At 70.9% G+C, this 23,655-nt stretch carries 26 protein-coding genes, 3 tRNA genes and 1 pseudogene; 21 read left to right on the top strand and 9 right to left on the bottom strand.

From position 1 onward, the window contains the following. From ACZ601_RS36580 to ACZ601_RS36595, 4 genes and pseudogenes are all read right to left on the bottom strand, one after another. Positions 1-204 (bottom strand): annotated as a pseudogene (locus ACZ601_RS36580) (2-oxoacid:acceptor oxidoreductase subunit alpha); the annotation flags it as partial. A 272-nt stretch (positions 205-476) separates the two neighbouring features. Further along, positions 477-1,136: a LuxR C-terminal-related transcriptional regulator gene (locus ACZ601_RS36585; RefSeq protein ID WP_024493722.1), complete on the bottom strand. Its 660-nt coding sequence runs from the start codon at positions 1,134-1,136 to the stop codon at positions 477-479. A 177-nt stretch (positions 1,137-1,313) separates the two neighbouring features. After that, the gene (locus ACZ601_RS36590) at positions 1,314-2,732 is read right to left on the bottom strand and encodes a sensor histidine kinase (RefSeq protein ID WP_469546030.1); all 1,419 of its coding nucleotides are present in this window, start codon (positions 2,730-2,732) and stop codon (positions 1,314-1,316) included. 252 nt (positions 2,733-2,984) lie between these two features. Beyond that, a complete protein-coding gene (locus ACZ601_RS36595; protein ID WP_469546034.1) occupies positions 2,985-4,193 on the bottom strand; it encodes a sensor histidine kinase in 1,209 nt (402 codons plus the stop codon). Between the two features lie 169 nt (positions 4,194-4,362). Between ACZ601_RS36595 and ACZ601_RS36600 the strand changes: the two genes are divergently transcribed. The 14 genes from ACZ601_RS36600 to ACZ601_RS36665 all read left to right on the top strand — a co-directional run bounded on the left by ACZ601_RS36600 (position 4,363) and on the right by ACZ601_RS36665 (position 17,125). Beyond that, positions 4,363-4,773 carry an NADH-quinone oxidoreductase subunit A gene (locus ACZ601_RS36600; protein WP_123524223.1) on the top strand — a complete coding sequence of 137 codons (411 nt, stop codon included), beginning with the start codon at positions 4,363-4,365 and terminating at the stop codon, positions 4,771-4,773. Next, entirely contained in the window at positions 4,764-5,480 is a 717-nt protein-coding gene (locus ACZ601_RS36605) for an NADH-quinone oxidoreductase subunit B (RefSeq protein WP_469546038.1), read from the top strand. Before ACZ601_RS36600 ends, ACZ601_RS36605 begins: the two co-directional genes overlap by 10 nt. After that, positions 5,477-6,634, top strand: a complete 1,158-nt coding sequence (locus tag ACZ601_RS36610) for an NADH-quinone oxidoreductase subunit C (RefSeq protein WP_469546040.1) — start codon at positions 5,477-5,479, stop codon at positions 6,632-6,634. The genes ACZ601_RS36605 and ACZ601_RS36610 overlap by 4 nt, the downstream gene beginning before the upstream one ends. Continuing rightward, positions 6,631-7,602: a complex I subunit 1/NuoH family protein gene (locus ACZ601_RS36615; protein WP_440579430.1), complete on the top strand. Its 972-nt coding sequence runs from the start codon at positions 6,631-6,633 to the stop codon at positions 7,600-7,602. The genes ACZ601_RS36610 and ACZ601_RS36615 overlap by 4 nt, the downstream gene beginning before the upstream one ends. Positions 7,603-7,679: 77 nt before the next feature. Further along, a complete protein-coding gene (locus ACZ601_RS36620) occupies positions 7,680-8,303 on the top strand; it encodes a 4Fe-4S binding protein (protein WP_469546173.1) in 624 nt (207 codons plus the stop codon). Beyond that, positions 8,303-8,893: an NADH-quinone oxidoreductase subunit J family protein gene (locus ACZ601_RS36625; RefSeq protein WP_469546044.1), complete on the top strand. Its 591-nt coding sequence runs from the start codon at positions 8,303-8,305 to the stop codon at positions 8,891-8,893. Before ACZ601_RS36620 ends, ACZ601_RS36625 begins: the two co-directional genes overlap by 1 nt. Then, positions 8,893-9,318, top strand: coding sequence for an NADH-quinone oxidoreductase subunit NuoK (gene nuoK, locus ACZ601_RS36630; RefSeq protein ID WP_469546047.1), 426 nt, complete (start codon positions 8,893-8,895; stop codon positions 9,316-9,318). Before ACZ601_RS36625 ends, nuoK begins: the two co-directional genes overlap by 1 nt. Continuing rightward, positions 9,315-11,315, top strand: coding sequence for an NADH-quinone oxidoreductase subunit 5 family protein (locus ACZ601_RS36635; RefSeq protein ID WP_469546049.1), 2,001 nt, complete (start codon positions 9,315-9,317; stop codon positions 11,313-11,315). The genes nuoK and ACZ601_RS36635 overlap by 4 nt, the downstream gene beginning before the upstream one ends. Positions 11,316-11,342: 27 nt before the next feature. Then, positions 11,343-12,893 carry a complex I subunit 4 family protein gene (locus tag ACZ601_RS36640; RefSeq protein WP_469546177.1) on the top strand — a complete coding sequence of 517 codons (1,551 nt, stop codon included), beginning with the start codon at positions 11,343-11,345 and terminating at the stop codon, positions 12,891-12,893. After that, positions 12,890-14,581, top strand: a complete 1,692-nt coding sequence (locus ACZ601_RS36645) for an NADH-quinone oxidoreductase subunit N (RefSeq protein ID WP_469546051.1) — start codon at positions 12,890-12,892, stop codon at positions 14,579-14,581. Before ACZ601_RS36640 ends, ACZ601_RS36645 begins: the two co-directional genes overlap by 4 nt. 171 nt (positions 14,582-14,752) lie before the next feature. Next, positions 14,753-15,217 carry a large conductance mechanosensitive channel protein MscL gene (mscL, locus tag ACZ601_RS36650; RefSeq protein ID WP_390086173.1) on the top strand — a complete coding sequence of 155 codons (465 nt, stop codon included), beginning with the start codon at positions 14,753-14,755 and terminating at the stop codon, positions 15,215-15,217. Positions 15,218-15,411: 194 nt separating this feature from the next. Continuing rightward, positions 15,412-16,275 (top strand): zinc metalloprotease HtpX, encoded by an 864-nt coding sequence (gene htpX / locus ACZ601_RS36655; protein WP_440573642.1) that lies wholly within the window; start codon positions 15,412-15,414, stop codon positions 16,273-16,275. Continuing rightward, a complete protein-coding gene (locus ACZ601_RS36660) occupies positions 16,272-16,664 on the top strand; it encodes a YccF domain-containing protein (protein WP_390086177.1) in 393 nt (130 codons plus the stop codon). The genes htpX and ACZ601_RS36660 overlap by 4 nt, the downstream gene beginning before the upstream one ends. Positions 16,665-16,849: 185 nt before the next feature. After that, positions 16,850-17,125 carry a GlsB/YeaQ/YmgE family stress response membrane protein gene (locus ACZ601_RS36665; protein WP_389207310.1) on the top strand — a complete coding sequence of 92 codons (276 nt, stop codon included), beginning with the start codon at positions 16,850-16,852 and terminating at the stop codon, positions 17,123-17,125. A 30-nt stretch (positions 17,126-17,155) separates the two neighbouring features. Here ACZ601_RS36665 and ACZ601_RS36670 read toward each other — a convergent pair whose 3' ends face one another. The 3 genes from ACZ601_RS36670 to ACZ601_RS36680 all read right to left on the bottom strand — a co-directional run bounded on the left by ACZ601_RS36670 (position 17,156) and on the right by ACZ601_RS36680 (position 18,966). Then, positions 17,156-17,815 carry an alpha-ketoglutarate-dependent dioxygenase AlkB family protein gene (locus ACZ601_RS36670; protein ID WP_440573643.1) on the bottom strand — a complete coding sequence of 220 codons (660 nt, stop codon included), beginning with the start codon at positions 17,813-17,815 and terminating at the stop codon, positions 17,156-17,158. Further along, positions 17,815-18,327 (bottom strand): methylated-DNA--[protein]-cysteine S-methyltransferase, encoded by a 513-nt coding sequence (locus ACZ601_RS36675; protein WP_469546056.1) that lies wholly within the window; start codon positions 18,325-18,327, stop codon positions 17,815-17,817. Before ACZ601_RS36675 ends, ACZ601_RS36670 begins: the two co-directional genes overlap by 1 nt. 150 nt (positions 18,328-18,477) lie before the next feature. After that, positions 18,478-18,966, bottom strand: a complete 489-nt coding sequence (locus tag ACZ601_RS36680; RefSeq protein ID WP_440573645.1) for a YajQ family cyclic di-GMP-binding protein — start codon at positions 18,964-18,966, stop codon at positions 18,478-18,480. A gap of 213 nt (positions 18,967-19,179) precedes the next feature. Here ACZ601_RS36680 and ACZ601_RS36685 point away from each other — a divergent pair. Both ACZ601_RS36685 and ACZ601_RS36690 read left to right on the top strand, forming a co-directional pair. Further along, a tRNA-Tyr gene (locus ACZ601_RS36685) sits at positions 19,180-19,261 on the top strand. A gap of 65 nt (positions 19,262-19,326) precedes the next feature. Continuing rightward, positions 19,327-19,782, top strand: a complete 456-nt coding sequence (locus ACZ601_RS36690; protein WP_469546058.1) for a 2-thiouracil desulfurase family protein — start codon at positions 19,327-19,329, stop codon at positions 19,780-19,782. A gap of 30 nt (positions 19,783-19,812) precedes the next feature. Here the strand turns inward: ACZ601_RS36690 and ACZ601_RS36695 are convergent, their stop codons facing one another. After that, complete coding sequence (locus ACZ601_RS36695; protein WP_440573649.1) at positions 19,813-20,469, bottom strand: SDR family oxidoreductase; 657 nt, start codon at positions 20,467-20,469, stop codon at positions 19,813-19,815. A gap of 36 nt (positions 20,470-20,505) precedes the next feature. Continuing rightward, positions 20,506-21,783 (bottom strand): amidohydrolase family protein, encoded by a 1,278-nt coding sequence (locus tag ACZ601_RS36700; protein WP_469546061.1) that lies wholly within the window; start codon positions 21,781-21,783, stop codon positions 20,506-20,508. Positions 21,784-22,084: 301 nt separating this feature from the next. On the opposite strand from ACZ601_RS36700, the gene ACZ601_RS36705 reads away from it, so the two are divergent. From ACZ601_RS36705 to ACZ601_RS36725, 5 genes are all read left to right on the top strand, one after another. Next, positions 22,085-22,157 (top strand) — tRNA-Thr (locus ACZ601_RS36705). 45 nt (positions 22,158-22,202) lie between these two features. Then, a tRNA-Met gene (locus tag ACZ601_RS36710) sits at positions 22,203-22,275 on the top strand. 89 nt (positions 22,276-22,364) lie between these two features. Then, on the top strand, positions 22,365-22,529 hold the full coding sequence (rpmG, locus tag ACZ601_RS36715; RefSeq protein ID WP_003956487.1) for a 50S ribosomal protein L33: 165 nt from the start codon (positions 22,365-22,367) through the stop codon (positions 22,527-22,529). A gap of 110 nt (positions 22,530-22,639) precedes the next feature. Continuing rightward, positions 22,640-23,092, top strand: a complete 453-nt coding sequence (locus tag ACZ601_RS36720; protein ID WP_311303787.1) for a MaoC family dehydratase N-terminal domain-containing protein — start codon at positions 22,640-22,642, stop codon at positions 23,090-23,092. After that, positions 23,092-23,520, top strand: coding sequence for a MaoC family dehydratase (locus ACZ601_RS36725; protein WP_311303786.1), 429 nt, complete (start codon positions 23,092-23,094; stop codon positions 23,518-23,520). Before ACZ601_RS36720 ends, ACZ601_RS36725 begins: the two co-directional genes overlap by 1 nt. Positions 23,521-23,655: the final 135 nt, after the last annotated feature.

Genomic DNA, 23,655 nt, shown 5'->3' on the forward strand with positions numbered 1-23,655 from the left:
GGAAGCCGTCTCCGAGGTGAACCGGTCACCCGTGAGCTGCATACCGTCACCGGAGTCACCCGCGAAACGGATGATCACCCGGTCCAGACGGCGGATCTCTTTGTCACCGTTGTCTGTTGCGGACTGGGGGGCACGCTGTCCCCCTACGAGCGCCTCACTGGCCTCATCGGCCTGTTCGGCGGGGCTACTGACCTGGCTGGTCACTTACTGGACCTCCCTCGGCGCGGTGGCTCGGAACCATCCGGCCCGCCGGCGGTCCCAGGCTCCACCCTACGTCTGTAAGGGTCGCCTTCCTCTGGCGGATCATAAGTTGGACGGCATTTTGAGACGCCTGTCCGGCGCCGTCCCGCCATGATTCATCAGCCACCCGGATCCTCGTCGGACCCTCACTGGAGAGTGTGTGGAGCGAGTCGCGCGCGGTCCGGTCCCGGCGGCCGGACGTGGCGTCAGAACCGCCGGGAATTCAGCGGGAACCGTCAGGAATTCAGATACGTCAGCACGGCCAGCACCCGCCGGTGGTCGCCGTCACTGGGGGACAGCCCGAGTTTCTGGAAGATGTTGCTGACGTGCTTCTCCACCGCGCCATCGCTCACGACCAGCTGTTTCGCCACCGCGGAGTTGGTCCGCCCCTCCGCCATCAGGCCGAGGACCTCGCGCTCACGGGGCGTCAGCCCGGCCAGCACGTCCTGCTTACGGCTCCGGCCCAGCAGCTGCGCGACGACCTCCGGGTCCAGCGCCGTACCGCCCTGCGCCACCCGGACCACCGCGTCCACGAACTCCCGCACCTCGGCGACCCGGTCCTTCAGCAGATACCCCACGCCCCGGCTGGATCCGGCCAGCAACTCGGTGGCGTACTGCTCCTCGACGTACTGCGAAAGGACCAGTACCCCTATGCCCGGGTACTCCTTTCGGAGCCGTACGGCGGCCCGCACGCCCTCGTCCGTGTGGGTCGGCGGCATCCGCACGTCCGCGACCACCACATCCGGCAGCGCGTCCTGCCCGGCGAGGTCGCCCACCGTCTTGATCAGCGCCTCGGCGTCCCCGACCCCCGCCACGACGTCATGACCGAGATCGGTCAGCAGCCGGGTGAGTCCCTCCCGGAGCAGTACCGAATCCTCGGCGATGACTACCCGCACCCTGTCCTCCACCACGACGTCTCTTCCCCCACCGCTCGCTGTTCCCGCCCGTATGCCGTTCAGCATCCAGCATCCCAGTATCGGCGGTGACGCCGCGAGCGTTCGGAGGGTTGCGTCGCGCGGGCCGGTGGGGGAGCCCCGGGGCGCCGGGCGAGAGGGCGGCTGCCGGGGGCGCGGTCAGCCGCGCCAGGGGAGTTCGGCCGTGATCTTGGTCGGGCCGCCCACCGGGGACTCGACGACCAGGATCCCGTCCACCGCGTCCAGCCGCTCCGTCAGACCGGCGAGGCCGCTGCCCGACGTCAGGCCGGCGCCGCCGCGTCCGTTGTCGGTGACCTGGAGCAGCAGCCGGTCCGACGTCCGCCACACCTCGACGGATGCCCGGGTGGCGTGGGCGTGTTTGCTGACGTTCTGGAGGAGCTCGGACACGGTGAAGTAGGCGATGCCCTCGATGGCCTGCGCGGGCCGGGACGTCAGGTCGACCTCGACGGTGACCGGGACGGTGCAGCGGGAGGCGATGGCGGAGAGGGCGGCGTCGAGGCCCCGGTCGGTGAGGACGGCGGGGTGGATGCCGCGGGCGAGGTCGCGGAGTTCCTGGAGGGCGACCTTGACCTCGCCGTGTGCCTCGTCGACCATTTTGGCGGCGGCCTCCGGGTCGTCGGTCAGCTTCTCCTTGGCGAGGCCCAGATCCATGGCGAGGGCGACGAGCCGGGCCTGCGCGCCGTCGTGCAGGTCGCGTTCGATGCGGCGCAGGTCGGCGGCGGCGGTGTCGACGACCACCCCCCGGTCCGACTCCAGCTCCGTGACCCGTGTCGCCAGCCGGGACGGGCCCAGCAGCCCGGTCACCATCAGCCGGTCCACCGAGGTCAGACCGCGCACGATCCACGGGGTGACCAGGACGAACAGCAGCCCGACGGCGCTGGTCAGGGCCAGCTCGACGGGCGAGTCCAGATAGACCTGGTGCCCGTCGTCCCCGTACAGCTGGACTCCCTCGACGCCCGTGTACGCCGGGAAGATCCAGTGCCACGCCGGGTAGGTGAAGGCCGCCAGGCCCCAGGACCACAGGGCCGTCGAGACGATGAAGCCGAAGACGGCCCACGGCAGGTGCAGCAGCGAGTAGAGCAGATGCCGCCAGGACACCCCGCTCTTCAGGACCGCCCCGACCCACGACATCAGCCCGCCGGTACGCCCCCGCACCGGCTCCGGGGACGCCACGTCGAGCCCCAGCAGTCCACGGGCCCGCGCCCGCTCCAGCGCGCCGAACCCGCGGCACATGGCCAGGCCCCCGGCCAGCACCGGAATCCCCAGGAAGGTGATGAGCAGCCCGGCGCCCAGCGACGTCATGGTGATGGCGAGGGTGAAGAACACGATGCTGAGGGGCAGGCTGAGCAGCAGGTAAGCGGTCTCGCGCCAGGTCCGGGCCTCGAAGGGGGCGCGCAGTACGGCGGGGACCACGTGCTTCGCGTCGGGGCGGCCGTCCCCGGCCCCGGTTCCTTCCCCGGACCCGGCCCCCGGACCGCTGCCGAAGCCGGGGCCGGGGCCGAAGCCGGGGCCCGAGCGCTGCTGGTCCCGCGTAGCCGGTCCGTATGCCGTGGCCATGGCGTCCATCCGTTTCTTCCGCGTCTGCTGTTCTGGCTCTGGTTGTGGTTCTGGTTCTGGTTCTGGCTTTTGGTTCTGTCTGTGCTCTGTGCTCTGTGCTCTGTGCTCCGTGCTCTGTGCTGTTTCAAGGGTGCTGTCCCGGGCGGCGGCGCACCATGAGGCCGGTCTCCCTCTTCAACGGGGGGTTTTCCCCACCCCGGAGCCCGCCCTGCCCCGCCCTGCCCTGCTCCTGTTCGGACGGGCTCCGGGTGCTTACGCCTTCTCCATCCGGCCGCGTGGGGCGGCCTTCTCGTTCTCCCGGTCGCGCCAGGGCAGCTCCGCCGTGACGGTGGTCGGGCCGCCGGGCGGCGAGTCGAGGACGAACAGCCCGTCCACCGCGCCCAGCCGCTCGGCCAGCCCGGACATCCCCGTACCGCCGCTCATCGAGGCCCCGCCGCGTCCGTCGTCGGTGACCTGGAGCAGCAGCCGGTCCGCCGTCCGCCACACATCGACGGACGCGGTGCGCGCGCCGCTGTGTTTGCTGACGTTCTGGAGGAGCTCGGACACCGTGAAGTACGCGATGCCCTCGATGGCCTGCGCCGGCCGCCCCGGCAGATCCACCCCCACCGTCACCGGGACGGTGCAGCGGGAGGCGATGGCGGAGAGGGCGGCGTCGAGGCCCCGGTCGGTGAGGACGGCGGGGTGGATGCCGCGGGCGAGGTCGCGCAGTTCCTGGAGGGCGACCTTGACCTCGCCGTGTGCCTCGTCGACCATTTTGGCGGCGGCCTCCGGGTTGTCGGTCAGCTTTTCCTTGGCGAGGCCGAGGCCCATGGCGAGGGCGACGAGCCGGGCCTGGGCGCCGTCGTGGAGGTCGCGTTCGATGCGGCGCAGGTCGGCGGCGGCGGTGTCGACGACCACTCCCCGGTCCGACTCCAGCTCCGCGATACGGCGTTCCAGCTCGTCGGAGGGCGAGAGCAGCCCGCGCACCATGCCCCGGTCGGCGTTGGCCATGAACCGCGCCGTATAGGGGAGCACCGGCCACAGGACGAAGAGGCTCACGAGCGTCAACGCGAAGGTGAGCACACCCCACGGCAGCCGGATGAAGGAGTACAGCACCGCGCGCCAGCCCACCGGGTCCTTCAGGCTCGTCCACAGCCAGGCGAAGAACCCCTCCTCGCGGCGGACCGGAGCCATCGGGCTCGGCTCGTCGATCCGCACCCCGAGCAGACCCCGCGCCCGGCCCCGCTCGGCCCGGCCGATCAGCCGCGAACCCTGGAGCCCGAGCGCCAGCAGAGGCAGACCGATGACCGTGACCGCGAGCCCGACGCCGATACCGATCATGAGTACCGAGTAGACGAACCCGAGGATCGCCACCGGGAGGTTGGCGAGGAGATGCGCGATCTCCTTCCACGTGTACGTGTCGAAGGCCAAGCGGACGGGCGGCGGCCGGTCGTTGCCGGTTACCTGGGGGCTCATGGTCATGCACCCAGCCTGCCGGGTGGGGCATCCGGACGCCATGGGGCTCGTGGGTGGCGTGAAGTGGGGTTAACCCCACCCGTTGCGCGACGCGACTGCTTACTGTTCCTTTACAGGGCCTAGACTCCCGTGCGTACAGATCGTCGAACAGGTTTGAGGGAGCGAGGGGGCGGACGTGACGGACGTTGCGGACCTGTCGGGACCGGCCGTTCTCGCGTCGGAGTACTTCCACAGCTACTCGGTCGTCGGACTGCTCGCCGTGGTCGGCGTGCTCTTCGTCGCCGTCGCCTTCGGAGCCGGCCGGCTGATGCGCCCGGTGGTCCCGACGCCGGAGAAACTCCTCACGTACGAGTGCGGCGTGGACCCCGTGGGGGAGGGCTGGGCCCACACCCAGGTCCGTTATTACGTGTACGCCTTCCTGTACGTGATCTTCGCCGTCGACTCGATCTTCCTGTTCCCGTGGGCAACCGTCTTCGCCGCGCCCGGATACGGCGCGACGACGCTGGTGGAAATGTTCATCTTCCTCGGTTTCCTGGCCGTGGGACTGCTCTACGCATGGAAGAAGGGCGTCCTCGAATGGACGTGACGAGCCCGTCGTCAGCCGGTCAGCCGCAGCCGCGGCCGCAGTCGGGACCGGAGTCGGGTCCCGCACCCGTACCCGGGCCCGAACCCGTACCCGAACCCGTACCCACGTTCCTTCCTGAGCCGAAGCGGCTCGGCGTGCTGTCCCGGCTCGCCCCCGAGCCGATGAAGGTGGTCCTCAACTGGGGCCGCCGCTACAGCCTCTGGGTCTTCAACTTCGGACTCGCCTGCTGCGCCATCGAGTTCATCGCCGCCTCCATGGCGCGCCACGACTTCATCCGGCTCGGCGTGATCCCGTTCGCCCCCGGCCCCCGCCAGGCCGACCTCATGATCGTCTCCGGCACGGTGACGGACAAGATGGCCCCGGCGGTGAAGCGGCTGTACGAGCAGATGCCCGAGCCCAAGTACGTCATCTCCTTCGGCGCCTGCTCCAACTGCGGCGGCCCGTACTGGGATTCGTACTCGGTGACCAAGGGGGTCGACCAGATCATCCCGGTCGACGTCTACGTCCCCGGCTGCCCGCCCCGGCCCGAGGCCCTGCTCCAGGGCATCCTCAAGCTTCAGGAGAAGATCGCGCGCGAGTCGCTGAGCGAGCGCTATGGGAACGCCGGCGCGGCCCGCCCCTCCACCGCGGCGCTGCGCAGCGGACTGGTCACCGCACCGTCCGTGCCCGACTCTGCGCCCGACTCCGTGAAGGAGGAGGGGAAGTGACGTCCGCCGAGAACACCGGAAGCACCGGAAGCACCGAGAACACAGCGAGCACCGAGAACACCGGGAGCTACGACCGGCTGCCGGACGCAGTCACCGAGATCTTCGGCGAGGACGCCACGGCGGAGCAGGCGTACGAACTGCTGACCGTCGACGTGCCGCCCGCGTCCTGGATCACCGCGCTCGAAACGGCGCGGGACCGGCTCGGCTGCACCTACTTCGACTGGCTGAGCGCCGTGGACGAACCGGGCACGGGCTTCCGGGTCTGCGCCCACCTCGCCGCGCTGCCCGACCGTACGGCCCCCGGCCCCGCGGTCCGCCGGCTGCTGCTCCGTACGACGGTTCCGCACGAGGCCGCCGTGCTGCCCAGCGCGATCGACGTCTACGCGGGCGCCGGCTGGCACGAGCGCGAGACGCACGAGATGTTCGGCATCGGCTTCGACGGCCACCCGCACCTGGTCCCCCTGCTGCTGCCCGAGGGCTTCGAGGGCCACCCGCTGCGGAAGGACTTCGTCCTGGCGGCCCGCGTGGCGAAGGCCTGGCCGGGCGCCAAGGAGCCCGGCGAGTCGGAGCACGGCGGCCCGAAGCGCCGCACGATGCTGCCGCCCGGCGTCCCCGACCCGAACGAGTGGGGCCCGCTCAAGGGCCAGCTCCCCCCTGCCCCCGCCCGCCCCGCCCGCGCGGCGAGGCCCGCCGGAGACCGCCCGGCCCGCCGCACCCGCAGCGCGAGCGACGGCTCGGCTGGCCAGCGCACAGCCGCGGCGCCCTCAGCCACGCCGGACCCGACACCGGGACCGGTACCCGCGCCGGGCCCGGTCCCGCCCTCGGCCTCAACTCCTGCTCCGGCTGCGGACGCGCCGTGGCACAATGCCCGCCCGGCTTTCGACGACGCAGCGTCGGAGACGACACCGTCGGACGGCACCCCGTCCCCGGCTGACGCCGATGCCGCTGATCCGGCCTCATCCCAGCCCCTCCGGCGTTTGAGGAGCGGGGGTCCGGGGGCGGAGCCCCCGGTTCGGGAAGGGGCGGGCAGGGGAGAGCCCCCGCGCAGCGGCACCGACACCCCCACCCCCGAGCACCCCTCAGACGCAGCAGCCGCAGCAGAGGCACCTGAAACCCCCGACACTCCCGACACCCCCGCCGGAGGCGAAGCGTGAACGACGTACTGGACGTCGCCCTCCGCCTCGTCATCGTGTTCGCGGTGTTCATGGCCGTCCCCCTCATCGTGGGCCAGGCCGAGCACAAGGTGATGGCCCACATGCAGGGCCGCCTGGGCCCCATGTACGCCGGCGGCTTCCACGGCTGGGCCCAGCTCGTCGCGGACGGCGTGAAGTTCGTACAGAAGGAAGACATCGTCCCGGCCGAGGCCGACCGCCGGGTCTTCCAGCTGGCCCCCGCCGTCGCGCTGCTCCCGTACCTCCTCGTACTCGTAGCGGTCCCGATCGGCCCCGGGGAGGGCGCGGTCGGCCAGGTGGTCGACGCGGGAATCTTCTTCGTGCTCGCCGTGATGGGCGTGGGCGTGCTCGGCTCGCTCATGGCGGGCTGGGCCTCGGCCAACAAGTTCTCGCTGCTCGGCGGCATCCGCACCGCCGCGCAGCTGCTCGCGTACGAGCTGCCGATGCTGCTCGCCGCCGCCTCGGTGGCGATGGCGGCCGGTACGGTCTCGCTGCCCGGCATCCTCGACGCCTTCGAGTGGTGGTGGCTGCCCTGGCAGATCGTCGGAGCCCTGGTCTTCTTCGTGGCCGGGCTCGCCGAACTCCAGCGCCCGCCGTTCGACATGCCGGTCGCCGACTCGGAGATCATCTTCGGCGCGTACACCGAGTACACCGGCCTCAGGTTCGCCCTGTTCCTGCTCGCGGAGTACGCGGGCATCGTCGTGCTGTGCGCGCTGACCACCGTCCTCTTCCTGGGCGGCTGGCACGGTCCGCTGGGCGCCGACGGACTGGGCTGGGTCTGGACGCTCCTGAAGGTCGCCGTCCTCGCCTTCGTCGTCATCTGGCTGCGGGTCAGTTATCCGCGACTCCGTGAGGACCAGTTGCAGAAGCTCGCCTGGACCACGCTCATTCCGCTCGCTCTCGCGCAGATCGCGCTCACCGGCATCGTGAAGGTGGCGATCAACCAGTGACCGCACCGCTCCCGCCCTCCCGGCCCCGCATCCCCGGTGCGGGCCTGGCCAAGGGTCTCGCCGTCACCCTGCGGACGATGACGAAGAAGACCGTCACCGCCCAGTACCCGGACACGCAGCCCGAGCTGCCGCCCCGCTCCCGAGGCGTCATCGCGCTGTTCGAGGAGAACTGCACGGTCTGCATGCTCTGCGCCCGTGAGTGCCCCGACTGGTGCATCTACATCGACTCCCACAAGGAGACGGTGCCCGCCGCGGCCCCGGGCGGTCGCGAGCGCAGCCGCAATGTGCTGGACCGCTTCGCCATCGACTTCTCGCTCTGCATGTACTGCGGGATCTGCATCGAGGTGTGCCCCTTCGACGCGCTGTTCTGGTCGCCGGAGTTCGAGTACGCGGAGACGGACATCCTCGAACTCACCCACGAGCGCGACAAGCTCCGCGAGTGGATGTGGACGGTGCCGGAGCCCCCGGCGCTCGATCCGGGGGCCGAGGAACCGAAGGAGATCGCCGCCGCCCGCAAGACGGCGGACAAGCTCCTGGCCAAACGCGAGCAGGAGGAGGCCGCCGCCGAGGCCGCCGCCGAGGCTGCCGCCGCAGAGACTGCCCCACCGGCCCCACCGGCCCCACCGGCCCCACCGGCCCCACCCGCCCCACCGGCCCCACCGGCCCCACCCGCCCCGACGGACCAGGAGGGCCAGGCGTGATGCCCGCGACCGTCCTCGCCGCCGGGAGCCACCCCGGCTTCCTCTCCCCGTCCGGTATCGAGATCGCCTTCGTCCTGGTCGGGATCGCCACCCTCGGCGCGGCCCTCGTCACCGTCACGACCAGGCAGCTGGTGCACGCGGCCCTCTGGCTGATCGTGGCGCTCGGCGGCCTAGCCGTCGAATACCTCCTGCTCACGGCCGAGTTCATCGCCTGGGTGCAGGTACTGATCTACGTAGGGTCCGTAGTCGTCCTCCTCCTCTTCGGCCTGATGCTCACCCGGGCCCCCATCGGCCGTTCCCCGGACGCCGATTCGGAGAACCGCTGGGCCGCCCTCGCGGTGGCCGTCACCGCCGCCGGGACCCTCGTATGGGTCGTCGTGGACGCCTTCCGCACCACCTGGATCGAACTGGACGGACCGGCCCAGGGATCCACCGAGGTCACCGGTGCCTTCCTCTTCCGGCACTGGGTACTCCCCTTCGAAGCGCTCTCCGTTCTCCTGCTCGCGGCCCTCGTCGGCGCGATCGTCCTGTCCCGCAAGGGCCGGGAGAGGACCACCCCGGCCGGCCCGCAGCGAGAGGACAAGAGCTGATGCACCTCGCCTATCCCGCCGTGCTCGCCGTCCTCCTCTTCTGCACCGGCCTCTACGGAGTACTCGCGCGCCGCAACGCGATCCTCGTCCTGATGTCCGTCGAGCTGATGCTCAACGCCGTCAACCTCAACCTGGTCGCCTTCGACGTCTGGCTCCGCGACGCCCTGCACTCCGGCCAGGCCCTCACCCTGTTCACCATCGCCATCGCGGCGGCGGAGATCGGTATCGGGCTGGCCATCGTCCTCGCCGTGTACCGCAACCGGGGCAGCTCCGACATCGACCGCCTCCGCGACACCGCCGAGACCGACGAGGCCGAGACAGTCCCGGCCGGTGACGACGAGAGCGACGCCGAAGCCCAGCAAGCCGCCGAAGACCCAGCCACCGCTCCGGCCGGGAAGGCAAAGAAGGCAGAGGCCACTCCGTGACCACCACGACCCTTGCCGTCCTCGTCCCCCTCCTCCCGTTCCTGGGAGCCGCGGCCGGACTCCTCCTCGGGCGCGGCTCCCCCGGCTTCGTCCGCCCGCTGGCGGTACTGCCCTCCCTCGCCTCCCTCGTCATCGCGGCCGTCGTCGCGGCACGCCAGGGCGGCGGCCGGGCCATCGACGCCGCCACCCAGCTCACCCCCACCGGATCGGTCCCGATCGATCTGGCCCTGCACCTCGACGGCTTCGCGGTCCTCGTGGCCGTCCTGGTCGCCCTGGTCGCGAGCTGCGTGCAGATCTACTCGACCGCGTATCTGCGCGACGACCCCCGTTACCCCTCGTACGCGGCTCTCGTCTCCCTCTTCACCTCCGCGATGCTGCTCGTCGTCTACTCCGGCGACCTGATGGTGCTCCTGGTCGGCTGGGAGGTCATGGGCATCTGCTCGTACTTCCTGGTCGGCCACTACTGGGAGACGCCCGAGGCCCGCGCGGCCTCCCTCAAGGCGTTCCTGGTCACCAAGCTCGGTGACGTCCCCTTCCTCATCGGCCTGTTCGCCCTCGCCGCAGACACGGGTACCTTCCGCATCACCGGCATCCTGGGCTCCGTCGCGCACGGCGGTCTCGACCACCCCACCGTGATCGCCCTGCTGCTCCTGGCCGGCGTCGCGGGCAAGTCCGCGCAGTTCCCGCTGCACACCTGGCTGCCCGACGCGATGGCCGGTCCCACCCCCGTCTCCGCGCTGATCCACGCCGCGACGATGGTCGCGGCCGGCATCTACTTCGTGGCCCGGCTGCTCCCCGTCTTCGCCGCCTCCGGCGCGGCGCTCGTCGTCCTCGCCGTGATGGCGGCGATCACGATGATCGGCTCCGGACTCGCCGCGCTCGCCCAGGACGACATCAAACGCGTCCTCGCCTACTCCACGATCGGGCAGCTCGGCTACATGTCCGGCGCCCTGGCCGTCGGTGACCGAGGGGCAGCTGTCTTCCACCTCCTCTCGCACGGTGCGTTCAAGGCCGTCCTCTTCCTCGCCGCGGGCGTCGTCATCCACGCCGCGGGCACCAACTCACTGGCCGCCATGTCCCGCATGGGCGGCCTGGCCAAGCGCATCCCCGACGCGTACTGGACGATGACCGTCGCGCTCCTCGCGCTGGCCGCCATCCCGCCGTTCGCCGGCTTCTTCTCCAAGGAAGCCGTCCTCGTCGCCGCCGAGCACACCGCCCTCGGTGACCGCCACGTCGCCCCGGCCGCCGCCGGCTGGACCGTCCTGATCGCCGGACTCCTGGCCGCCGTGCTCACCGCCGCGTACGCCACCCGCCTCTGGCTCCTCGCCTTCCGCGGCCGGGGTGCGGAGGCCCCCGACCACGGCAGCCAGCCCGTCGCCATGACCTCGGTCCTCTGGGTACTGGCCGTCCCCACCATCGCCTTCGGACTCACCGTCGGAGTGATCGGCGACTGGTTCGACGGCCACAGCCTCACCCCGTCGCTCACCACCGCCGTCCTGTCCACCGGCGTCGGCCTCGTCGGCGGACTCGTCACCTACGGGGCCTGGCGCCACACCACGGCGCTCGCCGCCCGTACCCCCATGGGCTCCGTCGTCGCCCACCCCGACGCGGAACCCGCCCTCGTCGAGATCGAGGCCATCGAGGCCCGCACCGCCGCCTTCGGGGACACCGGTGACGCCCCCGACCCGGCCGACCCCGGCCGGCTGCTGCTCGGCCCGCTCCACCGCCACGCGGCCACCGGCTTCCACCTGGACGCCGTCTACGCGGCCCTGTTCGTCCGCCCGGTCCAGGCCGCGGCGAGCCTCGTCCGCTTCCTGGACCGCGAGGTCGTCGACACCTACGTACGCGGCTCCGCCACCGGCGCACGCTGGCTCGGCACCGCCGTCCGCCGTGCCCAGACCGGCAACGTGCAGACCTACCTCAGCGCACTGCTCGCCGGTTCCCTGGTCCTGGCGGTCGCCGCCGTCGTCTTCGCCAACGTCAACGCCGGGTCGTGAGCCGTGATCGATATGAGCGAATCCGTGATGCAGTTCCTTCTGGCGTTCATCGTCGTCGCCCCGCTGATCGGAGCCGTCGCGGCCCTGCTCCCGGCCCCGCCCGGACTCAAGGGCCGCAACCCGGACCAGGCCGTGCTCCGCCACGGCGTGACCGTGACCGGCGTGATCCTCCTCGCCGCGATCGCGCTCGCCCTGGGCTTCGACCACGACCACCCGTCGAAGATGCAGGCCACCACCGACATCAGCTGGATCCCGGCGCTCGACGTCCGCATCCATCTCGGCATCGACGGCATCTCGCTCCCCCTTCTCGTACTGACCGCGCTGCTGACCTTCCTCTGCGCGCTCCACAGCTACTTCAAAATGCCGGCGGGCCCCTCCCCGAAGGCCTTCGTCGCACTCATCCTGCTCCTGGAGTCCGGCACCCTCGCGACCTTCGCCGTCCTCGATCTGCTGCTGTTCTTCCTGGCGTTCGAGATGGTGCTCATCCCGATGTACTTCCTCATCGCCCGCTGGGGCGGTGCGCGGAAGCAGGCGGCCGCCTGGAAGTTCATCCTCTACACCCTGCTCGGCTCGGTCGTCATGCTGCTCGGGCTGCTCCTCATCGGACTGGAGAGCGGCACCTTCGACATGGTGGCACTTGCCACTGACAACGGCCGCGGCCTCACCTCGTCCGTGCAGGTCATCGCCGTTCTCGCGATCGGCATCGGACTCGCCGTCAAAACCCCGATGTGGCCGCTGCACAGCTGGCTGCCGGACGCCCACACCGCCGCCCCCACGGTCGGCTCCGTCCTCCTCGCGGGCGTCCTGCTGAAGATGGGCACGTACGGGTTCGTCCGGATCCTGCTCCCGATCGCCCCCGACGGCATGCACACCTTCGCGCCCTACCTCGCGGCCTTCGCGGTCGCCGGCATCATCTACGGGTCACTCGCCTGCCTGGCCCTGGCCCGGCCCGGCGCCAAGGGCGACCTGAAGCGCCTGATCGCGTACTCCTCCGTCGGCCACATGGGCTTCGTCCTCCTCGGCATCGCGAGCATGACCCCCACCGGGGTCAACGGCGCGCTCTTCGCCAACATCGCCCACGGGCTCATCACCGGCCTGCTGTTCTTCCTGGTCGGCGCGGTCAAGGACCGCTACGGCACCGCCGACCTCGACACCCTCTCCGGAGCCACCGGCGCCGCGCTCTACGGCAGCGCGCCCCGCCTCGGCGGCCTCCTCGCGTTCACCGCGATCGCCTCCCTCGGACTGCCCGGACTCGCCGGTTTCTGGGGCGAGATGCTCACCCTGTTCGGCGCCTTCGACCCGGCCGACGGCCTGAGCCGCCCCGCCTTCCTGACGTTCATGTCCATCGCCGCGTTCGGCACCCTGCTCACCGCCGCGTACATGCTCATCCTGGTACGCCGCGTCTGCATGGGCGCCAAGCGTGAGGAACCGCATCGGATCCCCGACATTCAGCACCACGAGTTCGCCGCCTGGACCCCCCTCGCCGCCCTCACCGTCCTGGCCGGGCTGTGGCCCGCCGTCCTCCTCGGCCTCACCGACCCGGCCGTGCAGAAGCTCCTCGCAGGAGGCAAGTCGTGACCACAGCGGCCGAGAGCACCACCGGCCTCGTCCAGACCGCGGCGGGGGACGCCACCGGCCTCGTCCAGTCCGCGGCGGGGGACGCTTCCGGCCTCGTCCAGTCCGCGGCAGGGGACGCCACCGGCCTCGTCCGGACCGCGGCCGGAGGCACGTCCAGCCTCGTCCAGTCCGTCGACTGGCTCGCCATCGCGCCCCCGCTCACCGTCGCGGCCGTCGCCCTCGTCGTCCTGGTCGCCGACCTCTTCGTACCGAAGGAACGCAAACCGCTGCTCGGCTACGGAGCGGTCGCGGGTCTCGTGGCCGCCCTGGCACTGCTCCTCCCGCTGCGCGACGGCGACCGCTCCACCTTCTGCCTCACCACCGGCACCCACGCCTGCAGCTACACCGCCGACCACTTCACCCTGGTCATCCAGCTCCTCGTGCTCGGCGGCGCGCTGCTCACCGCGCTGCTGTCGATCGGGGACACCCGCAAGCTGCCGGCCGGCGAGTTCTGGTTCCTGCTGCTGTCCTCCGCCGCGGGCGCCGCACTGCTGCCCGCCGCCCGCGACCTCGCCACGCTCGTCGTCGCCCTCGAAGTCGCCTCGCTGCCCGCCTTCGCCCTCGTCGGCATCAAGCGCGGCGACCGGCGCTCCTCCGAGGCCGCGCTGAAGTTCTTCCTGTCCTCCGTCGTCGCGACCGCCGTGATGCTCCTCGGCGTCAGCTTCGTCTACGCGGCGACCGGCACCCTCCACCTCACGGAGATCGCCGGCCGCCTCGACGACGTACCCGGACAGCTCGTCACCCTCGCGGAGGCGGGCGTCGCCCTCACCCTCGTCGGCTTCGCCTTCAAGACGGCCGCCGCGCCCTTCCACTTCTGGGTCCCCGACACCTATGTCGGTGCCCCGCTGCCGATCGCCGCCTACCTCTCGGTCGTCGGAAAGGCCGTCGGCTTCTCCGGCCTCATCCTCGTCACCGTGGTCGCGTTCCCCTCCTACGCGGACGTCTGGGGCCCCGCCCTCGCCGTCCTCGCCGCGCTCACCATGACCGTCGGCAACGTCGCAGCGCTGCGCCAGAGCGCCACCCGCGCCCGCAGCGCCGTACGCCTCCTCGCCTGGTCGTCCGTCGCGCAGGCCGGCTACCTCCTGGTGCCGATCGCCGCCGCCGCGTACGCCGGCGACCGGCAGATCGGCTCCACCGTCGCGTACGCCCTCATGTACGCCGTCGTGAACCTCGGCGCCTTCGGGGTGGCCGCCCTGGTCGCCCGTACCCACCCGGGCAACCGCCTGGCCGACTACCGCAACCTCTACGCCACCCGCCCCCTGGCCGCCCTCACCCTGGGCTTCTTCCTGCTCTGCCTGGCCGGACTGCCGCCGGGCATCATCGGCCTCTTCGCGAAGGTCACCGTCTTCTCCTCGGCCGTCGACGCCGGACTCGGCTGGCTCGCCGTCGTCATGGCCGTCAACGTAGTGATCGCGCTGTACTACTACCTCCAGTGGACCGCGGCCCTGTTCCGCGGCCCGGCGGAGGACGAGGCACGGGACGCCGCTCAGGATCCGGCGGACGAGGACAACACCGACCAGCGGCCCGCCGCCCCCCACCGGGCCCCGGCACCGCTCACCGCCGCGATCGTCATCACCGCCGTCGCCGGCATCGCCCTGTCGGGCGCCCCCCAGGCCGTCCTCCGGTTCGCCGGCGTCAACCTGTTCTGACGCGCACCAAGATCGGTTTGCCCGGAGCGGCCCGCGCAGGGCAGGGTCATGCCCGCGCAACGGCGCATACGAACGTCACACAGCGCATACGTCACACAGCACATAGGTCACACAGCGCATACGTCACACAGCGCATACGAACGTCACATCGCGACAGAGGAGCCAGGGGCAGTGCTGAACGGGTTCAAGGAATTCATCCTGCGCGGAAACGTCATCTCCATGGCGATCGGCCTCGCCGTAGGAGCCGCGTTCACCGCGGTCGTCACCGGGTTCAGCAACGCGTTCATCGTGCCGCTGATCGGCCTCATCACCCGGGGCACCGGTGACTTCAGCAAGGCCGAGTTCAAGTTCGACGGTGTGACGTTCCCCTACGGCCTCTTCGTCGCCGCCGCGATCGCCTTCCTCATCACCGCCGCGGTCCTCTACTTCTGCGTCGTCGTCCCCATGGCCAAGGTTCAGGACCGCTTCACCGCCAAGAAGGACCAGGAAGAGGTCGACATCAAGGCCGCGCTGCGCGACTGCCCCCGCTGCTACACCGCGATCCCCGCCGTCGCCTCCCGCTGCGCCCACTGCACCAGCGAGGTCGAGCCCGACCCCGAGGCCCTCGCGCTCGCCAAACTCCCCGTCCAGCGCTGATCCGGCGGTACCCCTCCACCCGCACGGCCTACGGCCCGCTCCGGAGCGAACACCCGGAGCGGCCCGGCCCCGCGGCAGCGAGCACAAGGGAACTAGCTCTCCTCGCCTGGCGTTGACCAGTACGGGAGGCTCCACTGGGGAGTGGAGCACCACCAAGCAAGGGTTCCCCTGCTGCACCATTTGGAGGGCGTACCGTGCACCGCCGGCACAACGGGCTGAGAACCGCCGTACTCCTCGGGGGCCTGTCCGCACTCATCATTCTCATCGGCAGCTTCTTCGGACGTACCGGCCTGATCGTCGCGCTCCTGGTAGCCGTCGGCACCAACGCCTACGCGTACTGGAACAGCGACAAGCTGGCGCTGCGCGCCATGCGCGCCCGTCCGGTGAGCGAGTTCGAGGCGCCCCAGCTGTACCGCATGGTCCGCGAGCTCTCCACGGCCGCCCGGCAGCCCATGCCGCGGCTCTACATCTCCCCGACGCAGGCCCCCAACGCCTTCGCGACCGGCCGCAACCCGCGCAACGCGGCGGTCTGCTGCACCGACGGCATCCTCCAGATCCTGGACGAGCGGGAGCTGCGCGGCGTCCTCGGGCACGAGCTGAGCCACGTCTACAACCGCGACATCCTGATCTCTTCCGTGGCCGGAGCTCTCGCCTCCGTCGTCATGTTCCTGGTCAACTTCGCCTGGCTGATCCCGGTCGGCCGCTCCAACGACGACGAGGGCCCCGGCATCCTCGGCATGCTCCTGATCATGATCCTGGGCCCGCTCGCCGCCTCCGTCATCCAACTGGCCGTCAGCCGCTCCCGGGAGTACGAGGCGGACGCCTCCGGCGCCCAGCTCACCGGAGACCCGCTGGCCCTTGCCGCCGCCCTGCGTAAGCTTGATGCCGGAACCAAACAGCTTCCACTGCCCCCCGAACCGCGGATCGAGACAGCGAGCCACATGATGATCGCCAACCCCTTCCGCCCCGGCCGGGGCATGTCCAGGATGTTCTCGACCCACCCTCCGATGGCGGAGCGCATCGCCCGACTTGAGCAGATGGCAGGTCCTCGCCCATGAAGACAATTCTGAACGTTATCTGGCTGGTGCTGTGCGGCTTCTGGATGTTCCTGGGCTACCTGCTCGCGGGACTCCTGCTGTGCATCACGATCATCGGCATCCCGTTCGGCCTCGCGGCCTTCCGCATCGGCGTCTACGCCCTGTGGCCCTTCGGCCACCGCGTCGTCGACCGCCGGGACGCGGGCGCGCCCTCCTGCGTCGGCAACGTGCTCTGGCTGATCCTCGCCGGGTGGTGGCTGGCGCTCGGTCACATCACCACCGGCATCGCCCTGTGCATCACGATCATCGGCATCCCCCTGGGCATCGCCAACTTCAAGCTGATCCCGGTATCGCTGATGCCCTTCGGCAAGGAGATCGTCAGCACCGACGAGCAGTTCGCCGGCTGGTGACGACTGGCTGTGACGACTGGCCGGTGACGACTGGCTGGTGCCGACTGGCCGGTGACGACCGGCGGCGCGAGTGACCTACGCCGCCGCGAGTGACGTAGGGCCAGCTCACAGGCCATGTCCCGCAACCATCCACCCCGCACTCGCGTCTTGGATTCCAAGACCGAGTGACGGGTAGGTTCGCACGCATGACGATTATTGGCTGGATCATTCTTGGACTTGTCGCGGGCGTCATCGCCAAGATCCTGCTGCCGGGACGCGACCCCGGCGGCCTCGTGGGCACCACGCTCATAGGGATCGTCGGCGCCTTCGTGGGCGGCTGGATATCCGCGCGCTTCCTGGACCGCCCGATCTCCAAGGACGACTTCTTCGACGCGGCGACCTGGATCTCGGCCATCGGCGGCTCGTTGGTCCTGCTGATCGCCTACCGGCTGCTGTTCGGGAACTCCCGCGATCGCCGCTGACGCCCTGCCGTTGCCCGTCCTCGGACGTCCTCAGACGCCCAACCCGGTCTCGCGAAGGGTCAGATTGAGCCGACCACCGCTCATGCCTGTCGCGGGACCGGCCGTCCCCGGGTGGATCCTCGGCACCCCGTGGAACGCGAAACGCGAAGGCCCGCCGAAGACGAACAGATCGCCCGAGGCCAACTCCACGTCGGTGTAGGGCCTTCCCCGCCCCTCCGTGTTCCCGAAGCGGAAGACGCAGCTGTCACCGATGCTCAGTGACACCACGGGGGCACCGGACCGCTCCTCCTTGTCCTGGTGCATGCCCATCCGCGCCGCGTCGTCATAGAAGTTGATCAGCGCGGTGTCCGGCGCGTACGCCCGTACCGGGCTCTCCTGCCCGTACGCCGCCACCAGCGCCTCCCGCCCCAACTCCCCGAGCCACTCCGGGAACGGGGCGACCGGTGCGCCGTTCACGTCGTCCGCCGTGCGGGTGTAGCGGTACGGCTGCCAGTGCCACCCCAGGCACACCGTCCGTACGGACATCACCCCGCCGCCCGGCAGCGCCGTGTGCCGCAACGGCACGGGCCCCCGCGCCCACTCCCGGCAGGCCGCCACCAACTCCCGCTGCCGCTCCTCGGAAAGCCATTCGGGAACGTGCACCGCCCCGGGCGCGACCTCCGCCCTCGGCCGGGGGAAGAGCCCGGCCATCAGCTCACCGCCAGGGCGCCCTCAAGCCCCAGAAGCCGCTCCTTGCGCTCCAGGCCGCCCGCGTAACCGCGCAGCGCCCCGTCGGCGCCGATCACCCGGTGGCACGGCCGTACGACCAGCACGGGATTGCGCCCGATCGCCGTGCCCGCAGCGCGTACCCCCGCCCCGGAGGCACCGACCCGCGCGGCGATCTGCCCGTACGACACTGTCTCCCCGTACGGGATCTCGTCCAGCGCGGCCCACACCCGGCGCTGGAACTCGGTGCCCAGGCCGTCCGCGAGGGTGATGTCGAAGCGGGTCCGCCGCCCCTCGAAGTACTCCCGAAGCTGCCCCGCGATCCCCGCGAAGGCCCCTGGCTCGTGGCTCCAGCCGTCCTGGACGACCGCCGCGCCCTTCTGGCCCGGCAGGGAGAGCGAGAGGAGCGCGACGCCGTCGCCGGTCGGTCCCGCAGCCCCCTCGCCGGCCAGCAGCAGCTCGCCCAGCGGGCTGTCGACCGTCGTGTACATGGTCATGACTCGTCCCTCATCTCGTCCGGCGGACAGCACGGTCATCGGCTGCCACGGACCAGTCTGCGTCGCCCGAACCGCTGGAACCGGCGGTATTCGGACATGACGTCCAGGCGCGGAACCCTGCATTCCGCCCCGCGCCCGGACCGCCGCGTCCTACCGGTAGTTCGCGAACTGCACGTCGAAGTCGAAGTCCTGGCCCTTGATCAGCGCCTGAACGGCCTGCAGGTCGTCCCGGCTCTTCGAGCTGACCCGCAGCTCGTCGCCCTGGACCTGCGCCTTGACGCCCTTGGGGCCCTCGTCGCGAATGATCTTCGCGACCTTCTTGGCGTTCTCCTGGGAGATGCCCTCCTCGATGGTGGCGAAGAGCTTGTACTCCTTGCCGGACAGCTGCGGCTCGCCCACGTCCAGCGACTTCAGCGAGATGCCGCGCTTGATCAGCTTGGACTGGAAGATGTCGAGGATCGCCTTGACCCGCTCCTCGCCGCTCGCCTCCATAAGGATCTTCTCGCCCGACCAGGAGATCGAGGCGCCGGTGCCCTTGAAGTCGTATCGCTGCGAGATTTCCTTTGCGGCCTGGTTGAGGGCGTTGTCGACCTCCTGCCGCTCGACCTTCGAGACGATGTCGAAACTGGAGTCGGCCATGACGTGTGGCTCCTTGTATCGGGGTGCTGGAAACGGAATGTCTACGGGGCGGCCGCGGGGCCCACTGGCACCACGCCGCCCCCAAAGCCTAGCCACCCCGGCCCGCGCGGGCCGCTGATCAATCCAGTGGCGTAGCACCCCTGGGCATCAGGTATCGTTTACGTCGTTGCCACAGAGCGCCGTCGCGAGACGGGCCCGACGGCAGCATCCCTTGGCGGTGTGCCCGAGTGGCCAAAGGGAGCAGACTGTAAATCTGCCGGCTCAGCCTACCCAGGTTCGAACCCTGGCGCCGCCACAAAGCAAGGCCCCCGTCCTCGGACGGGGGCCTTCTCTGTTGTGCCGGTCGCGAAGGGTGTAGCCATGGAAACGGAACCCGTACTGGTCAGTGCCTGCCTGCTGGGCATGCCCTGTCGCTTCGACGGCCGGGGCAAGGCCTCCGCCGAGCTCTCCGCCGCCATCGGTGACCGGCGGGCCGTGTCCTGCTGTCCCGAGGTCGCCGCCGGGCTGCCCACGCCCCGGCGCCCCGCCGAGATCGTCGGCGGTGACGGGCATGACGTCCTGGACGGCCGCGCACGCGTCGTGGACGACTCCGGGCACGATGTGACCGAGGCGTTCCTGGACGGCGCGCGGCGGGCCCTGGAGGCGGCTCGCGGGGCCGGTTGCACCGAGGCGTTGCTGATGGCGCGGAGCCCTTCGTGCGGGCGCGGCAGGGTTTATGACGGGTCGTTCACCGGGGAGCTGCGCGAGGGCGACGGAGTGACGGCGGCCCTGCTGGAGCGGCACGGCATCACCGTACGTCCGGCACCGGGCGGCTGACCGGCGCGGCCGGCGCCCGGCGCCCCGGCTTCAGTTGCCCGCGATGTCCTTCACCGCGACCATCACCGGCACGTTGCCCGAGATGAGCTCCAGCGTCAGGCCCGCCGCCGCCGGGGTGTCCAGCAGCTCCACGATCGCGGCCGCCACGTCGTCGCGCGGGACCGGGCCCCGGCCGGTCGACGCGGCGAGCAGCACCTGGCCGGTGCCGGCGTCGTTGGTCAGCATGCCGGGGCGCAGGATCGTCCAGTCGAGTGCCGTCCTGGAGCGTACGTACGCGTCCGCCGCGCCCTTGGCCCGCAGGTACGCGTCGAACACCTCGTCTCCGGGGTGGTCGGCGTCGGCGCCCATGGACGAGACGACGACGTAGCGCCGTACCCCTGCCCGTTCCGCCGCGTCCGCGAAGAGGACGGCGGCGCCGCGGTCCACCGTGTCCTTGCGGTCCGTTCCGCTGTTGGGGCCCGCACCGGCCGCGAAGACCACCGCGTCGGCCCCGCGCAGCGCCTCCGCGGTCTCCTCCACGGTGGCCGATTCGAGGTCCAGGACCACCGGTTCCGCGCCGACGGCCCGAAGGTCGTCACGCTGTCCGGGATCGCGGATGATCCCCACCGCCTCGTCCCCGCGCGCGGCGAGCAGCCGCTCAAGCCGCAGTGCGATCTGACCATGTCCACCTGCGATGACAATGCGCATGGTCACGACCGTACGCCGCAGCGCGCCGCGGCGCGCTCAAGCCCCGCCGCCGGGACCGGAATCCGCCCGACCCTGGCGGGGGAGCCCGGCACCGCCGCCCGTCTCGGAGTCGCAGTACTCGCGTACCGCGCTGGTCCGGGCCACCACTCGGCCGCGGTGCACCACGATCCGGCTGTACGCCAGTGAGAGCACCCCGCTGAGCTGCTCGCCGCGCACGGCGAGCAGCTCAGCCGGGAAACCCGCCTCGATCCGCACCTCCGGCAGCCCCATCGCCCGTCTGGCCTCCGCGGACACCGCCTCGTAGGCGTGCCCGGCGCTCAGCCCGCTCTGCGAGGCCAGCAGGAAGGCGGCCTCCAGCGGGTCGCCGCGCCCCACCGGGTTGGCGAGGTCCCGCAGCGCCCCGCTGCCCGCCGCGACCCGTACCCCGGCCGCGCGCAGCAGCCGTACCGGGGCGGTACCCCGGCGCTCCGCCCCGCAGCAGCCGCCCTGGGGCAGGCAGATGACCGTCACACGGCCCGCGGCGAGCTGGTCCGCGGCGCGGCCCGCGGCCTCCTCGGGAAGCCGGGAGAGGCCCGCGCAGGGGCCGAGGGCGACCCCTTGCCGCAGTCCGCCGGCCATCGCCGCGAGCCGGGCCAGGCGGGCCGGGTCGTCACTGTCCGTGTGCAGATCGACGGAGCAGCCGTGTTCGGCGGCGATCTCCAGGACGGCCTCCGCGTACCCCGTCGGGTCCGGATCCAGGTCGGGGCGGCCGCCGACCGCACCGGCGCCCATCTTCACCGCGTCGCGGAGCATGGCCAGGCCGTCGGCGCCCGCGATGCCGGTGAGCAGCCGGGGGACGGCGACCGCGGTCAGGTCGGCGAGCCCGCGCAGCGACCGGCGTGCCTGGAGGACGGCTTCGAGGGCGGTGAGGCCCTGTACGTCGCCGATCCGTACGTGCGAGCGCAGCGCGGTCGCGCCGTGCCCGAGTTGCAGCAACGCGGCCTCTGTGGCGCGCCGCTGGACGTCCTCGGGGAGCTGCGAGGCCGGTCCGGGGGTGCCGGTCACGGCGTCGTCGGCGGTGAGCGCGGTGTCGCTGTGGGCGTGCGGCTCGGCGGGCGCCGGCAGCAGGAGGTGGCCGCGCAGGTCGATGCGCGCGCCGGACGCGGCGAGGCTGCCGACGGTGCCGACGGCCTCGATCCGGCTGCCGCCGAGCCGTACGTCCACGACGCGGCCGTCGATGAGACGGGCGCCGCAGAGCGTCAGCGCCGTGCTCTCCGGGCTGTTGCGCGCGTCGGCGGCGTGGTCGTCCGGCGGCCGCGGTCTGCTGTCGGGCATCGCGCTCCAGGGAAGGGGGCAGGATCACGCAGAGTGAGACGAGCCTAGAGGTGTGACGTACCGGGTTCGAGGAGGAGCCGAATAGTCGTACCGGTGCCGTCCGCAGGGGCGCGCGGAGGGGCGTGCGTGACGAGTGCGCGTCTGTGCGGCGGGAGGTGATCCCGGGGCCGCTGAACCGCTGATCAAGTGCCGGACGAGCGGCTGATCAAGGGGCCGGGGCGGCGCCGATCAAGGGCTTTGGATGAGGCTTCGAAACGGATTTGGGCGATCGGCGACCGAGCGTGTAATGTCTTCATCGCTCGCCCCAATAGCTCAGTCGGTAGAGCGTCTCCATGGTAAGGAGAAGGTCTGCGGTTCGATTCCGCATTGGGGCTCTGGTGATCGGGAAACCCCGCTTCGGCGGGGAGACTCATCATCAAAGCGGTGTAGCTCAGTCGGTAGAGCAAGCGGCTCATAATCGCTGTGTCACCGGTTCAAGTCCGGTCACCGCTACTAACAGTAGCCGATTGTGGGGTCGGTCCTCCGATCGGCTACTCTTTTTTTGCGTTCATCCGTCCACCGTCCGTCCAAGGAGCACTCACGTGGCTGCCACCGACGTCCGCCCGAAGATCACGCTGGCCTGCGTGGAGTGCAAGGAGCGGAACTACATCACCAAGAAGAACCGGCGTAACAACCCGGACCGTCTTGAGATGAAGAAGCATTGCCCGCGCTGCAACTCGCACACTGCGCACCGCGAAACGCGCTGAATCAGGCTCGTACACGAGGCCGTCCCCATTGGGGGCGGCCTCGTGTCGTTGTACGAAGCTGTACTCCGAGACTTCGGCCCATTCGTCTTTCATCAGGAGGTTGCGAGCCCATGGCGCTCGATCAGTCCTTCGTGGGGCGGACCTATCCGCCCACCACGCCGTACGAGGTCGGCCGGGAGAAGATCCGGGAGTTCGCCGAAGCGGTCGGCGACGCCAATCCCGCGTACCTGGATCCCGATGCGGCCAGGACGCTCGGTCACAGCGATGTGATCGCGCCGCCCACGTTCGTGTTCTCGATCACCTTCAAGGCCGCGGGGCAGGTCGTGCAGGACCCGCAGCTGGGCCTCGACTACAGCCGCGTGGTCCATGGCGACCAGCGGTTCGTGTACGTCCGCCCGGTGCGGGCGGGGGACCGGCTGACGGTCACGTCGACCATCGAGACGGTCAAGTCCATGGCCGGCAACGACATCCTGGACGTCCGCGGCGAGGTCCACGACGAGTCCGGCGAGCTTGTCGTGACGGCGTGGACGAAGCTGGTGGCGCGCGCCGCCGAGGAGGCGTGATGACGGCGAAGGTGAGTTACGACTCGGTCGAGGTCGGTACGGAGCTGCCGGCGCGCTCCTTCCCGGTCACCCGGGCGACGCTGGTGCAGTACGCGGGCGCCTCCGGCGACTTCAACCCGATCCACTGGAACGAGAAGTTCGCCCGCGAGGTCGGACTGCCGGACGTGATCGCGCACGGCATGTTCACCATGGCCGAGGCGATCCAGGTCGTCACGGACTGGACCGGCGATCCCGGTGCGATCGTCGAGTACGGGGTCCGGTTCACCAAGCCGGTCGTCGTGCCCAACGACGACAAGGGCGCCCTGATCGAGGTCAGCGCCAAGGTGGCCGTCCTGCTGGACGACAAGCGGGTACGGGTCGACCTGACGGTGATGAGCGACGACAAGAAGGTGCTGGGCATGTCCCGCGCCGTGGTCCAGCTCGCCTGACTCCGTGGTAGAGGTGTGGTGTAAGGGGCGTGGTCCACTAGGCCGCGCCCCTTACACGTGGGCCCGGGTAAGGCCGGGCCCGGATAAGGCTGGGGTCCGGGTAGGCCGGGCCCGGGTATCGATTGACCAAGTTAG

Source organism: Streptomyces sp. NPDC104307 (assembly GCF_055584045.1).

Excerpts from the sequence above, each read along its gene's own strand:
- ACZ601_RS36665 (WP_389207310.1), top strand. The coding sequence starts at position 16,850 with ATGACGATTATTGGCTGGATCATTCTTGGACTTGTCGCGGGCGTCATC.
- ACZ601_RS36675 (WP_469546056.1), bottom strand. The coding sequence starts at position 18,327 with ATGACCATGTACACGACGGTCGACAGCCCGCTGGGCGAGCTGCTGCTG.
- ACZ601_RS36660 (WP_390086177.1), top strand. The coding sequence starts at position 16,272 with ATGAAGACAATTCTGAACGTTATCTGGCTGGTGCTGTGCGGCTTCTGG.
- ACZ601_RS36620 (WP_469546173.1), top strand. The coding sequence starts at position 7,680 with ATGACGAAGAAGACCGTCACCGCCCAGTACCCGGACACGCAGCCCGAG.
- ACZ601_RS36625 (WP_469546044.1), top strand. The coding sequence starts at position 8,303 with ATGCCCGCGACCGTCCTCGCCGCCGGGAGCCACCCCGGCTTCCTCTCC.
- ACZ601_RS36725 (WP_311303786.1), top strand. The coding sequence starts at position 23,092 with ATGACGGCGAAGGTGAGTTACGACTCGGTCGAGGTCGGTACGGAGCTG.
- ACZ601_RS36670 (WP_440573643.1), bottom strand. The coding sequence starts at position 17,815 with ATGGCCGGGCTCTTCCCCCGGCCGAGGGCGGAGGTCGCGCCCGGGGCG.
- ACZ601_RS36690 (WP_469546058.1), top strand. The coding sequence starts at position 19,327 with ATGGAAACGGAACCCGTACTGGTCAGTGCCTGCCTGCTGGGCATGCCC.
- ACZ601_RS36595 (WP_469546034.1), bottom strand. The coding sequence starts at position 4,193 with ATGACCATGAGCCCCCAGGTAACCGGCAACGACCGGCCGCCGCCCGTC.
- ACZ601_RS36680 (WP_440573645.1), bottom strand. The coding sequence starts at position 18,966 with ATGGCCGACTCCAGTTTCGACATCGTCTCGAAGGTCGAGCGGCAGGAG.
- ACZ601_RS36720 (WP_311303787.1), top strand. The coding sequence starts at position 22,640 with ATGGCGCTCGATCAGTCCTTCGTGGGGCGGACCTATCCGCCCACCACG.
- ACZ601_RS36640 (WP_469546177.1), top strand. The coding sequence starts at position 11,343 with ATGCAGTTCCTTCTGGCGTTCATCGTCGTCGCCCCGCTGATCGGAGCC.
- nuoK (WP_469546047.1), top strand. The coding sequence starts at position 8,893 with ATGCACCTCGCCTATCCCGCCGTGCTCGCCGTCCTCCTCTTCTGCACC.
- ACZ601_RS36590 (WP_469546030.1), bottom strand. The coding sequence starts at position 2,732 with ATGGCCACGGCATACGGACCGGCTACGCGGGACCAGCAGCGCTCGGGC.
- ACZ601_RS36605 (WP_469546038.1), top strand. The coding sequence starts at position 4,764 with ATGGACGTGACGAGCCCGTCGTCAGCCGGTCAGCCGCAGCCGCGGCCG.
- ACZ601_RS36700 (WP_469546061.1), bottom strand. The coding sequence starts at position 21,783 with ATGCCCGACAGCAGACCGCGGCCGCCGGACGACCACGCCGCCGACGCG.
- ACZ601_RS36695 (WP_440573649.1), bottom strand. The coding sequence starts at position 20,469 with ATGCGCATTGTCATCGCAGGTGGACATGGTCAGATCGCACTGCGGCTT.